Source organism: Marinomonas rhizomae (genome assembly GCF_003315485.1).
In the GTDB taxonomy this organism is placed as follows: domain Bacteria; phylum Pseudomonadota; class Gammaproteobacteria; order Pseudomonadales; family Marinomonadaceae; genus Marinomonas; species Marinomonas rhizomae.
Genome location: NZ_QNSE01000016.1, coordinates 25875 through 38991, shown reverse-complemented (window position 1 = coordinate 38991; position 13117 = coordinate 25875). Strand labels below are relative to the sequence as shown.

Annotated in this window: 13 protein-coding genes; all 13 read right to left on the bottom strand. The window is 42.5% G+C overall.

All coding sequences use genetic code 11. From position 1 onward, the window contains the following. Positions 1–12: 12 nt before the first annotated feature. The 13 genes from DFP80_RS18135 to ltnD all read right to left on the bottom strand — a co-directional run bounded on the left by DFP80_RS18135 (position 13) and on the right by ltnD (position 13019). On the bottom strand, positions 13–996 hold the full coding sequence (locus DFP80_RS18135; protein ID WP_113918232.1) for a CobW family GTP-binding protein: 984 nt from the start codon (positions 994–996) through the stop codon (positions 13–15). After that, positions 993–1301, bottom strand: a complete 309-nt coding sequence (locus tag DFP80_RS18130; RefSeq protein ID WP_113918231.1) for a hypothetical protein — start codon at positions 1299–1301, stop codon at positions 993–995. Before DFP80_RS18130 ends, DFP80_RS18135 begins: the two co-directional genes overlap by 4 nt. 63 nt (positions 1302–1364) lie before the next feature. Then, the gene (locus tag DFP80_RS18125; protein ID WP_241560303.1) at positions 1365–2111 is read right to left on the bottom strand and encodes an SDR family NAD(P)-dependent oxidoreductase; all 747 of its coding nucleotides are present in this window, start codon (positions 2109–2111) and stop codon (positions 1365–1367) included. An 11-nt stretch (positions 2112–2122) separates the two neighbouring features. Next, positions 2123–2893, bottom strand: a complete 771-nt coding sequence (locus DFP80_RS18120; protein WP_113918229.1) for an SDR family NAD(P)-dependent oxidoreductase — start codon at positions 2891–2893, stop codon at positions 2123–2125. Positions 2894–2943: 50 nt separating this feature from the next. Then, positions 2944–4308, bottom strand: coding sequence for an MFS transporter (locus tag DFP80_RS18115; protein ID WP_113918228.1), 1365 nt, complete (start codon positions 4306–4308; stop codon positions 2944–2946). A 19-nt stretch (positions 4309–4327) separates the two neighbouring features. Next, the gene (locus DFP80_RS18110; RefSeq protein WP_113918227.1) at positions 4328–5206 is read right to left on the bottom strand and encodes a polysaccharide deacetylase family protein; all 879 of its coding nucleotides are present in this window, start codon (positions 5204–5206) and stop codon (positions 4328–4330) included. Beyond that, positions 5199–6548 carry an amidase family protein gene (locus tag DFP80_RS18105; protein ID WP_158601375.1) on the bottom strand — a complete coding sequence of 450 codons (1350 nt, stop codon included), beginning with the start codon at positions 6546–6548 and terminating at the stop codon, positions 5199–5201. The genes DFP80_RS18110 and DFP80_RS18105 overlap by 8 nt, the downstream gene beginning before the upstream one ends. A gap of 404 nt (positions 6549–6952) precedes the next feature. Continuing rightward, positions 6953–8437 (bottom strand): GntP family permease, encoded by a 1485-nt coding sequence (locus tag DFP80_RS18100; RefSeq protein WP_113918225.1) that lies wholly within the window; start codon positions 8435–8437, stop codon positions 6953–6955. 36 nt (positions 8438–8473) lie between these two features. Next, the gene (denD, locus tag DFP80_RS18095; RefSeq protein ID WP_241560302.1) at positions 8474–9475 is read right to left on the bottom strand and encodes a D-erythronate dehydrogenase; all 1002 of its coding nucleotides are present in this window, start codon (positions 9473–9475) and stop codon (positions 8474–8476) included. Then, positions 9454–10230: a 2-oxo-tetronate isomerase gene (otnI, locus tag DFP80_RS18090; protein ID WP_113918223.1), complete on the bottom strand. Its 777-nt coding sequence runs from the start codon at positions 10228–10230 to the stop codon at positions 9454–9456. Before otnI ends, denD begins: the two co-directional genes overlap by 22 nt. Next, positions 10230–10862 carry a 3-oxo-tetronate 4-phosphate decarboxylase gene (gene otnC, locus DFP80_RS18085; RefSeq protein ID WP_113918222.1) on the bottom strand — a complete coding sequence of 211 codons (633 nt, stop codon included), beginning with the start codon at positions 10860–10862 and terminating at the stop codon, positions 10230–10232. The genes otnI and otnC overlap by 1 nt, the downstream gene beginning before the upstream one ends. Next, positions 10862–12115: a 3-oxo-tetronate kinase gene (gene otnK, locus DFP80_RS18080; protein WP_113918221.1), complete on the bottom strand. Its 1254-nt coding sequence runs from the start codon at positions 12113–12115 to the stop codon at positions 10862–10864. Before otnK ends, otnC begins: the two co-directional genes overlap by 1 nt. A gap of 1 nt (position 12116) precedes the next feature. Continuing rightward, positions 12117–13019 carry an L-threonate dehydrogenase gene (gene ltnD, locus DFP80_RS18075; protein WP_113918220.1) on the bottom strand — a complete coding sequence of 301 codons (903 nt, stop codon included), beginning with the start codon at positions 13017–13019 and terminating at the stop codon, positions 12117–12119. Positions 13020–13117 lie beyond the last annotated feature (98 nt).

The following is a 13117-nucleotide window of genomic DNA, read 5'->3' as shown; positions in this document are numbered from 1 at the left end:
CTCTGTGTGGTCTTAGTTTAGCGATATCTCGAATGCATTAAAGGAACGAGTGATATCTTCTGGGTCAATGTCTCGGGTAATAAAAACAAGCCCTAATTTAGCGGAGCTGAGTGATTCTTTGTCGAGTATTTCAAGCGGTGCTAATACTTTTCTGACTGCATTGAGTAAAACATAGTTTCCTGTATTTGCATCAAGTAATAGGCCTTTAACTCTAAGTATCTGATCATTATAGCGATAGAGCAACATAGAAAGCCAAATAGAGAAACGCTGCCAGTTCACGCTCCCCACCAAAATAGCTTGTGTGTGAATCTCGCTGTGACTCGTTTGTTTTAGGGCTGGTTTTCCTGTGCCTTTTGTTGAAAAAGGTAAAAACAGCATGGAATTGAGTGGAGTATTAAGGGCGAGTCTTAAGGTGTTCTCTGATGTTGCTTTTATAAAATGATCCGCGAAAGGATTAATTGTTCGGCATTTTTCTTTTAGCAAAGAGCAATTTTCCTCTGAACTTTCATCTGCTTTGGTAAAAATCAGAGTGTCTGCACTGCTTACCTGATTACTCCATTCTGTGATGTCTTCGACGTTTTTTACGCTTTCCAGAGTATCAATAGTCGCGATGATTTTACCCTTACGTACCTTGCTGGCTAGCTCATTATCGTGGAAGAGGGTGGACAATATAGGGGAAGGGTTGGCTAAGCCTGTGGTTTCTATAATGATTTGGCGAAGAGAGTGATTGATGTCGTTGGATAGCAAGTTCAATAGTGTCTGTTTAAGGTCTTCTCGTACTTGGCAACATAAGCAGCCATTTTCTAGAAGCACGGTTCCGCCATCTAAGTGTTGAGTTAAATGATGATCTATTCCAATATCGCCGACTTCGTTGATGATGAGTGCCGTTTGAGACGTATCATCGTGTTGTAGATATTCTCGTAGTAGTGTTGTTTTGCCACTGCCGAGAAAACCAGTGAGAATATGTACAGGAATTCTAACGTCGGATGTGGTCATTTCTCTAACTCCATGGATAGGTGCTTGTAAAGGTTTGGATCGAGTGGGTCTAACGCTTCGCCGATAAAAGACTCAATACTGCGCCACAGCTCATGTAAATTTGAAAAGAGCACTTGATTGCCTTTTAGGTCTTCGAGTAGATAATTCGTACCATGTATGTCACGGATTGTTAGTCGTTTAGGCGACAAAATAGTTTGTAAATATTGAATTTGAATAAGTCGATTACGTCGAAGACTGTGAGTATCTGAATGGGGATCTTGGTTCCAAAGGTCTGGCTCTGCAAAAATGCCACATAATCCGCACATATAATACACTCCGTAGAAGTAAGTTAGGCTGGGGGGTGTAAGGGCACCTCCCAGCGTTAGCGTTTAGGGCATTACATCGCCCGAATTAGGTCCTAGAGTTTGGCCGACAAAAAGGTTTCCACTCGGTGAGCTGGCAAGGAGTAATGCCGTTGGCGCAATTTCTTCGGCTTTACCAAAGCGCCCTAGTGGTAGCTCTTTTGCTTTCGCCGCTTTCCATGCACTGCTGATGCCATCGACAAGAGGGGTTTCAATTGGACCTGGCGCAATAGCATTGACCAATACGCCATGAGAAGCACATTCAATGGCAAGCGATTTGGTTAAGCCAATGACGCCCGCTTTTGCTGCGACATAATGACAAAGTTCAGCGCCGCCTTTGATGCCTAATTGAGACGAAATATTGATAATGCGCCCATGCTGTTGTTTCTTCATATGTGGAATAGCCGCTTGAGAGGCCAAAAAAACACTTCGTAGATCGATGTTAATCATGTCATCCCACATTTTTAACGATATATCTTCACAAGGGGCTTGAGTTAAAATTCCAGCATTGTTGACCAAAATATCGATGCCTTCAAATTCCATGACGCAACGGTTTACACCGGCAATAGCGCCAGTTGGTGTACTGATGTCACTGATCACTGTAATAACCTCGGCGCCTTCTTGCTTACATAATTCTGCCGACGCAATCAGTGTGGCTGGGTTTATGTCCGTCAGAACTAATTTGGCGCCAGCCTTCGCGAATTCAATCGCGATGGCTTTACCTATACCGCTGCCAGCACCACTAACTACCGCGCGTTGATTTTCTAATGTCATGATACTCTCCATTACTCAGGCCATTTAACCGTCAGTCCGCCATCTACGATCAGTGATTGGCCAGTTATGTAGGACGATTTTTCAGATGTTAAGAATTCGATAAGGTTGGCGACTTCATCGGGACGACCAACGCGGCCAAGCGGGATAGATTTCGCCGCTTTTGCGAGGCCATCTGGTCCTAAGGAGTTTTCTTTGTCTAATGACTGAGGGGTTTCAATTAATCCAGGGATGACGGCATTACAGCGAATGTTTCTATGGGCTAGCTCGACAGCAAGACTTCGGCAAATTCCTGGAACTCCCGCTTTTGCAGAGGCATAGTGAACATGGTCATGCCAGCCGTATACGCCACCCGCAATAGATGAAATAGCAACTAAACTGGCACCATCGACCAGATGCGGGCTAGCATCTCTAAACAAGCGAAAAACCCCCGTTAAATCGACATCTATCATTTCGTACCATTGCTCATCACTCATTTTGTCGATGGGAGCACTTCGCAAAAGACCTGCATTTGCAACGACTATGTTAATTTCCCCGTATTGCGTGACTGCGGTGTTGACAAAATCTAAGACAGATTCTTTTGAGGACACGTCTAAGGGTAGCCACAGGGCATTCTCTGCAGCGTCACCAAGTGTTTTGGCGGCGGCTTCAGGGGAGTGTGGATCTTTCTCAAAATAGCCCGCGACTACTTTGATACCTTGCTCGCAATACAGTTTTGTCAGAGCTAGGCCAATGCCACTGGCAGCACCACTAATAAGCGCTACTTGTGTTGTATTTTTTGTCATATAAAAGTCCTTTGAAAGCCACTCTAAAGAGTGGCATGGGTGAAGGGGAGTTATTTCACGCTTGCTGGATCAACATGGCGTGCAAAAAGAATGAGAAGACCGGATAAGAAGCAAGGTATAGAGCCGAATAGGAAAGCTGATGTTTGCCAATCACCACCGCTACTTAAAATAGCAGTCGAACCAAGGCTTGCGAAAATAGCGCCGATTGGCCCCATTGCATTAACGATGGCACCCGCTGTCGCTCTGATTGACGTTGGAAAGCTTTCACTAATGAAGAAAAGCGCCGCCGCATAGGGGCCTATTAAGAAAAACAAGCCTAATCCGTATAAAGCGACAACGGCTAGCTGATTACTTGGTCCGTAAAGCATGCCGGTAAAGGCAATGCCGCCAAGAGCCCAGCCAATTGCGATGGTGTTTCGACGACCAATTTTATCGCCTAGCCAACCGTGGCTCATGTACCCAAGGTAACCTAATAAGTTAGAAGCGACCAAGATGATCAAGGAGTTCTCAAATGACACATCGTGAACGCGCGTTAAGACTGTCGTACCAAGGACACTAAAGACTTGAATGGCAAACCAATTCAGCAACACGGCGCCACCAAGAACCAACGTAGCGCGCAAAGACGTGCCTTTAAAAGCGGCAGCAATACCAGCGCTTTCATGTTCTGCATAGTCCACTTTGTGCTCTATAGCGAGGCTTTTTGCAGAAGTATCATCTCCCGCTTCACGCAATTCACGGATACGCTTATGTACTTGGAATTGAGGTGTTTCTTTTAATTTGAGTGCAAAAAAGATCAAAATAAAAGAAGGAATAGCCGCAAATATGAAATTACCTTGCCAACCGACTATTGGTAGTAAAATAGCGGTAATGCCTGCTGCGATGAGAGCGCCGATAGGCCAGCCACCTTGAACTAAGCTATAAATGAAGCCTTTTTTCTTCTGCAGTTCCGGGTCATCGACAGCCGCATACATTTCTGTGAGATATGTTGCATTGACAGTTTGTTCTGCATAACCAAGACCTGCCACCGATCGAATGATGGTTAGTGGGCCTTTCCCTAAACCAGCGCCAAACGCGGTGAACAAAGAACATAGTCCAGCACCACCGACAGTGAATATCAGCCCTGGCTTCCTTCCCATTCGATCTACAATCGGACCAATTGCAAAGGCAACAATAGCGCCGCCAACGGCAACCCAAGTGGCTATTTTAGCTTGTTCTATTTCTGACCATCCGTATTCATTTCCCATCTGAGGAAGGAGGGTGCCAAATAGAATGAAATCATATACGGCGAGTACCCAAGCAATGAAGGCGATCCAAGTGGCGAATTTTACATCTTTACGGGTGAGTTTATTTGGAATCCACTTCGCTTTTTTGTGCTCTTGTATGGATTCTTCTTTTTGTGTTCCTAATGTGTCCATAGTGATTGCTCCGATTTTATTATTTTCTTGGGTTGCGTTTTAGGAAATCGTCAGCGATCTCGTCGAAAGTGACAAAGCGGACGCCCTCATGGCTTTTCATATGACTAATTAGGCGCTCAAGCATTAAGAGAACTTGCGGGCGACCAGAAACATCAGGGTGAACCGTCATGGTAAAGGCGGCATAATCATTTTCTCTGTAGACCCAATCAAATTGGTCTTGCCACATTTCACCGAGGTGTCGAGGGCTAACAAAGCCATGACTGTTGGGCGATTTTTTCACAAACATCATTGGCGGGAGGTCATCCAAATACCAGTTCGCAGGAATTTCAACCAAGTTTGTTTCCTCGCCACGAACAAGCGGTTTCATCCATTCGTCAGGGTGTTTGCTGTAGTCAATTTTTGTCCACTTATCACCAACACGAACGTAATAGGGATGAAAATCGTTATGCATTAAGCTGTGGTCATACTTGATGCCTTTCTTAAGTAGCAATTCATTTGTAACATTGCTGAACTCCCACCATGGAGCGACATAGCCTGTTGGACGTTTACCAGACAACTTGGTAATAAGCTCAATGGATTTGTCTAATACAATCTCTTCTTGTTCTGGTGTCATGGCGATTGGATTTTCATGACTGTAGCCATGTATACCAATTTCATGACCGGCTTGAACCACCGCTTTCATTTGCTCTGGAAATGTTTCTACGGAATGGCCTGGAATAAACCAAGTAGTTCGTAGCTCTTGTTCTTTAAAGAGTTTGAGTAGTCGTGGTGCACCGACTTCCCCTGCGAATAAACCGCGAGAAATGTCGTCTGGAGAGTCTTCTCCTCCATATGACCCGAGCCAGCCCGCAACTGCATCAACATCAACACCGATAGCGCATAAGATTTCTTTAGCCATTGTTATTTCCTCTTGCTTGATTAAAAAGTGAGGTAATGAAAGGTTCTATCGTCATGGCATGACGAAGGAGCTCGGTATCATTACCGGAGCACTGCGAAAGCAGTAAACTTGTTGGTAAACCGTTGGAATTTAAGCCATTAGGTAGCGCAATGCCTGGGCAATCTAAGTAGCTTCCAATCATGGTTAAGCGAAGTGCTTTAAGATTATGTTCATTGAATGACTCTACTGACTGAGTAATATCCGATAGCAGCGGAGCTGTTGTCAGTGTTGTTGGCATCAGTAGCGTGCTGCCTTTTAACTCTTTAGCCAGTTGTCTCTTTAAGGTTTCCCTTTGCTGATATAAGCGAGATACATCTGCGGCTTCGATACGGTTAGAGTTTTTTAAGCGCTGGGCAACCAAGGGGTCGATGGATGATAATGACTGCTTAATAAGGTCTTCGTAGGTGACATAGGCTTCGATGCTTCCTAGCCAGCCTATACGATTCACTAATTCAAGCGTTTGGTTAAGTGTGTTTACCCTATGGTTTTCTACCTTTATGCCATGTTTTCTTAGTGCCTCAATGGAGGTAAAGAAAGCGTTTTTTGTAGCTTCATCCATCGCAAGTTGGTTGCAGAACTTCTTGTCAAATACCAGCTTGAATTGCGTATTTTGTGGTACGGATGTCGTGTTTTGGTTTAGTAGATTGTCGATGTAACAAACATCTTTGAGTGAAGCGCAAATAGGTCCGGTTGTGTCTAAAGATGGAGATAAGGGGGCAATGTTAGAATTGTCGTAACGTGAACTTGATGCTCGAAACCCCACCAGCCCACAGTATGACGATGGAATACGAATAGAACCGGCCGTATCAGTACCCAGGGCAAAAGATACAATCCCTTTCATAACGGCAGCGGCAGATCCACAAGATGACCCACCAGTAATATAGTCTCTGTTGTCTACTTTTTGTGTAGGAGTTCCAAAGTGAGGATTGAGGCCTAATCCAGAATAAGCAAATTCACTCAAATTTGTTTTGCCAATTAATACAGCCCCAAACTTAAGCAACTCTGAAACCTGAGGAGCCGTTGAATTGGCTGGATCAGTGAAAAGTTTTGAACCTCTAGTGGTGATATAGCCCTCAATATCAAATAAGTCCTTTACGCCAAATGGAATGCCATCTAGCTCACTTATTGGGGCGTGATCTAGCCAGCGTTGAGTGGATTGCTGAGCTTGTAGCAATGCTTCTGTTTCGCATATCTGTATAAACACTTCTGGATGCTGTTTGGCTTTTTCCAAGGCAAATTTAGCAATGTCCAAAGGCGTAAATTGCTTTTTACGGAATCCTGCTTGCAAATCGTCAATGTTCATTTTTATTTTGGATGATTTCATAATCTATAAATGTATATTTAATAAAAAGTACATTTTTAATGTAGATCAATTTAAGGATTAAATGCAACATAAAAAAATATTTTTTTTAAGTTATTGTTTTTAAATGATAAAAAATATCTAAGATAAGGTTTTGTGAAATGAATGGACGCATCTAATTTGTGCTTGCACTGTCAGTTTTGCCTTTTTTTGGTGCGCATTGTTTTTAATCTATTTCTTATGTGTAGAGATATGTAAGAGGCTTTAAGGTAAACTGAGGATTGCGTTCGTTGTTATAAAAAGTAATGTGTAGTCAGTATTTTTACATGAATTTTTGACTGGAAACTTAATAAAAAAAGGGCCGACATTTCACTGTCGGCCCTTTGATGCTTATTTAATTATATCTATTAAGCTGTCTTGATTTGTGACTTGCTTTGGCTTTTCACAAACAAGATACAACCAGCTAATACGAGTAACGGTAGTACAGGATCGTAGATGTTTCCTAGGCTGCCGAATATTAGGTTCAAGATCATGATAAGTGATCCGCCAATAGCCCAAGCTATCGTTGTTGGAACTGTCCAGATTACCAATTGCTTTTTCACTTCAGTAACGCCCATCAAACGGTTAACAATGTGGAATAGGCTGTCATTAAAGTAACCAGCGAACAAACTACCCATAGTTGCGGCAGACGCAGCAAACAGCATGTTAACACCTTGCATTTCTGCTAGTACTGGCGCTGAGATAGAGGCTGCAGTAATCATCGACACCGTGCCACTTCCTTGGATAATTCTAACTAAGGTCGCAATAATGAATGGGATCATGATTGGCGATATAGAAAGAGCAGCAATTTGGTTAGCAATTTCTGCACCTGCGCCAGATTCACGCAATACGCTGCCTAATGCTCCACCTGCACCCGTTACCAAAAGAATGATGCCACAAGTAGATATGCCTTCTTCTAGTTTTCGGGTTGTTGTCTCTTTATCCAAATAAGGCGTTAGCGTATACACAGCAAGTAATGTACTGATTGAAAGCGCAATAATAGGATTACCAAGGAAGTTAAAAGCAACACCAACGATGCTAGTAGATAAGCCTTCCATACCAAATTGTTTCTCGGCAAGACTCATAAGTGACTTAATTAAAATTAAGACAATTGGAACCACAATCGGCATGATTGATTTAATCAGCGAAGGAAGTTCTTTAGACTCCTTAGAAGCCATGTAATCATCATGGATTTTCTTAAGATCGTCATCAGCGGCTAAAGTTGGTGAAACTGAAAATTCAGGGAAGTGTTTTTCCAACCAGCGAGCATACAAAACAATACCGTATACACAAGGAATGGCGATTAACAGACCAAAACCAAGCATAGAAGCTAAGTCGACATTAAAGATACTTGCTACGCCCAATGGGCCAGGTGTTGGTGGAATACAGTGATGGGCAACAACCAAACCACCAGCAAGCGCTACTGTTAAGGTTAAGATAGAACGATCGGATTTTTTTGCTAAAGACTTAGCAATCGGATACAAAATTATCAGTGCGCTGTCCACAAAAACAGGAATACTGACGATGTAGCCTGTAATAGCTAAAGCCATTTCCTCTTTTTTCTTCCCTAGCCATTTGATGAAGTGATAGGCAATCGATTCACCGGCACCAGAGGTTTCTAAAATCGCTCCCATCATGACGCCCAAACCGATAACAATACCGATACCGCCTAATGTTCCACCAAATCCTTTACTGATGGCTGACATGGTTTCATCAACACTCAATCCACCGATTAAACCGGCAATGCATGCTGCAATTAGCATGGCAATTAATACATGAACTCTCGTTCTTAATACTAAAAATATTAAAACGAATACAGCTATTATTAAGCCGATTACAGATATAGGTAGCATGGTTTTATTTCCTTTATTTTTATTAGAGATTGTTTTTTATTTTACTGACTCTACATATTCACTGAATATCGAATTGAAGTTGTTATCTTTTATAAAACCTAGAGATAACTCTTTTTCGTTATTAATGGATCTTGGCCAACTTGAAACGATTTTTTCGATCTTTGAGTCTTTTTCATAAGAAATAAAATCAAGATAAGATTCGCCATGTTCGCTGGAAAGGCACTCAATCATTTCTTTTGGTGATGTTTGTAAGCCGGGTAGGTTAATGGTTCTAAATCCCTCTAAACGATCTGTATTGATCTGGCTGGCATGAACAATATTTTTAATGACAGTGTTTGGGCTGGATACCCACAGCGGTAGATTTAGATCTACTGGACAGTTGGTTTTCTCATGCTTTAGGGGCTCGCGAATGATGCCACTAACAAAAGAAGACGCTGCTTTATTTGGTGCTCCTGGGCGTATGCAAATGGTAGGTAAGCGCACAGATACAGCATCAACAAAGCCTTTTCGCGCATAGTCATTCACTAATAATTCACAGATGGCTTTTTGAGTGCCATAAGATGAACTAGGTTGCATCGCTGTCATGTAATCGATTTTTTCTGGTAGTTGTCCGCCGAATACAGCAAGAGAGCTTGAAAAAACAAAGCGAATATTTGTGTTGGCTTCGCGGCAACGATCCAATAAAAGTTGAGTCGCTTTTAAATTAACCAACATACCAAGTTCAAAATCTTCTTCTGCATGGCTTGATACGATTGCCGCAAGATGAAAAACATGAGTTGTTTCTTTATCAATGATCTTTTCAACTTCTTCTGCAACGGTAATATCAGCAATAATAGATTGGATTTTGTTACTTGTTATCAAGTCTGGATTTAATGAAACTCTATCAATGATTTTAATACTGTTTATTGTAGGGAAGTTTTCCAATAAATTTTTTAATAGTTCAGTACCTAAAAAACCAGCTCCGCCAGTAATGATAATATTCATATTTTTATCCTTATACTTTTTATTTTGATTTTTTATAAATAAGGTTTTACCCAAGCTAAGCCACTTTCTGTGGTGTTTTTTGGGTTGTATTCACAGCCAATCCAACCCTTATATCCAGACTCGTCCAATATGTTGAATAGATGCGGATAGTTGATTTCACCTTCAGATGGTTCATGTCTTTTAGGGACAGATGCAATTTGAATATGACCGGTGACATCGGCAAGATCTTGAATTAGGTGGGTTAGATCACCATCCATAATTTGAGCGTGATAGATGTCGAGCTGTAGTTTGACGTTTGGTCGATCTACTTGCCTTATTAGCTCGGCAGCTTCTCTTTGATGAGCAATAAAATAGTTAGGAACATCACGGTTATTCAGTGGCTCAATCATGAGCTCGATACCGTGCGTAGCAAATTCGTCTGCGGCAAAGCGAATGTTATTTATGAATGTGTTGATATGTTCTTCACGGGTGAAGTTTTGATCAACAATGCCAGACATCGCATGTACTTTTTTGCAGTTAAGTGCTTTTGCGTAGGTTAAAGCGGTTTCTACACTTTGTTGGAATTCTTTTTCATGGCCTGGAATAGCTGCAAAGCCTCGTTCACCTGCATCCCAGTTGCCAGGAGGCATGTTAAACAAAGCCTGTTCAAATCCATATTGCTCTAATTTAGACGCTAAAACATCGACGTCAAAAGCATAAGGAAATAGATATTCAACAGCTTTAAAGCCAGCATTGTGTGCTCGTTCAAAGCGTTCTAAGAACGGCACATCGGTAAATAACATGGTTAGATTTGCTGCAAATTTAGCCATTATTTGCCTCTCCCTTTTAGATCAGTTACTTCGTCATCGGTTAAATAACGGGTAGGTTTGTTTGCTAATAAAAAGAACAATTTAGCGGTTTCTTCTAGCTCTTCTGCATTATCAACAGCGTCTAAAAAATCGCTGCCAGTAATGATTGGCCCATGATTAGCTAGTAAAAATGCTCGATATTTGCCTGCCAGTTTTGCAAGGTCTTCAGCAATATGTGGGGAGCCTGGACGATAGTAAGGAACGACCGGAAGCTCACCGACTCGCATCACGTAGTAAGGCGTAAATGCTTTGATGGCGTTATTAGGATCTAAATTCTCTAGACAAGAAAGTGCCGTTAAATAAGTAGAGTGCAAATGCACAATAGCGTTGCAGTTTGGATCTTTCTCATAAATGGCTAAATGAAAAGCCACTTCTTTTGAAGGTCGTTTACCAGATAGGTGGTTACCGTTTTTATCAACGACAGACAGGTCTTCTGCAACTAAGCGACCAAAAGATGAACCTGTCGGTGTTGCTAAGAAATGACCATTAGGTAGTTTCAACGATAAGTTACCGGCACCACCTGTTGCGTAGCCACGATCGAACATAGAGCGAGCTAAGTCGACCATCTGTTGTCTCAATTCAGCTTCATTCATTAAAAGTACCCCTGAGCGGTAGTGAAAAAGTGCTCATCGCCAAAATTGCCAGATTTAAGCGCAAGTGATAAATCTTGATTGATGGCTTTTACCCAAGGCACGCCAGGGGCAATTTGAGGGCCGATGTGAAAGCTATCGACTTTTAGGCTTTGAGTTACAACGCCTGATGTCTCGCCACCTGCAACGATAAAATTACGTATGCCGGAATCTTGCAGCTTGATAGCCAGCAAACTAAAGAGAGTTTCAACTGCTTGGCTGGACGTCTCTGCGCCGTATTGCTGCTGAATCGTTTTGAGTTTTTCAGCGTCTGCCGTGGCATAAACGATAGGAGCCAATGACTCGTTAGTATGGCTGATAACCCAGTCAAACACGTCGTTGACATAGTTTTCATTGCTCATACACTGCTCAATATCAAGGGCAAAGAAAGGCGCTTTGGCTTTATAAAGCTCAACTTGCTTGTTTGTCATAACAGAACATGAGCCTGAAAATATGACAGTTGGTGCTTTGGCTGGGTGACCTGCTTGTTTTGCTTGGGTTTGGTCTTGTAAATGTTCATCCCAGTTTTTTGCAATACCTGCAGCTAACCCTGAACCGCCAGTGACTAATTTCAATGAGCGAGCGGCTTTGCCAATTTCGTTAAGGTGTTCTGCTTTAAAAGCATCAACGACTGCGTAACGTTTCCCTTGTGCTTTTAGCTCAGCGAATTCACCAATAATGGCGTCTGCGCCTTGCTCAATACTTTGATAATTAATCAGCCCTGTTTTGCCTTTAGATTGCGCGTCCATCAAATCCATAAGATTAGAATTCGTCATTGGGGTGACTGGATGGTTGCGCATACCCGATTCACTGAGTAGCTGACCAAGCACAAAAAGGTGGCCGTTAAAAACCGTGCGTCCGTTAACTGGAAGGGCAGGGCAGACAATAGTAAAGTCTTCGCCCAATACATCCAAAAGCGCATCCGTTACTGGACCGATGTTGCCTTTAGCAGTGCTATCAAAGGTTGAGCAGTATTTAAAATAGAATTGCTGACAGCCTTGTGCTTGAAGCCATTTCAGAGCCGCAACAGACTGTTCAATCGCTTGTTCGGTCGGGCATGAGCGCGACTTTAGACTCACGACAACTGCGTCTGCATTTATCTCCATATTTGCCGAAGGAATACCGTTCACTTGAATAGTACGCATGCCATTTTCAACAAGAAAACCTGCAATATCGGTAGCACCAGTAAAGTCGTCAGCAATAACACCTAATAACATATTACTTCTCCACGCCTGGTAAATTGATGCCATCAAAGATCTTGATAACCGCGCTGTCATCTTCTTGGCCGAAACCTGCGTTACTAGCAGAAAGGAACATATGTAAAGCGGTGCTAGATAAAGGAAGAGGGAACTTCAATTCTTTGGCAGTATCTGCAACAAGGTTTAAGTCTTTAACAAAAATATCCACCATAGATTTAGGTGAATAGTCGCCATCGACAACATGTTTCATGCGGTTTTCAAACATCCAAGAGTTGCCTGCGGCATTGGTGACAACGTCATACATAAGATCAAGCGGGATGTTTGCACGAGCAGCAAGCGCCATCGCTTCTGCACCAGCGGCAATATGTACACCAGCGAGCAATTGATGAATGATTTTAACCGTCGCACCAAGGCCAATCTCTTCGCCAATGTTGTATACTTTAGCCGCTGTCGCATCTAGGACAGGCTGTAGTTTCTCGAAGGCTTCTACTGATCCGGATGCCATGACAGTCATGTCACCTGTTGCCGCTTTCGCTGCACCGCCAGACACGGGCGCATCGAGCATCAATAATTGGTGTTGAGAGAGCTTTTGGTGAATGGCTTTCGCATCTTCAGCGGAAATAGTTGCGGATACCATGACAGCAGTTTGTGGTTTTAGTAAAGCGGTTAAGCCGCTATCAAATAATACGGAGTTAACTTGTTTTGCGTTTACGACAAGTACCAAGACGGCGTCTAGTTGATCGGTAAAATCTAAAGCACTACTGGCAACTGCTTTAGCACCGGCAAGGTTTAGCTCTTCTAGTGCCTTAGGGTTTAAGTCAAAACCATAGACGTCTAATCCTGCGTTGATACAAGACTTGGCCGCGCCCATGCCCATTGAGCCTAGTCCGATCACGCCGACGGATTTCGCTTTATTTGTCATACAATACCTACTGAATTATTGTTAGTTTATGTTCAGATTTGTGATTTTATAATCGATGGTAATGATTAAAACGCTTTATTTCACATATTTCAACAATA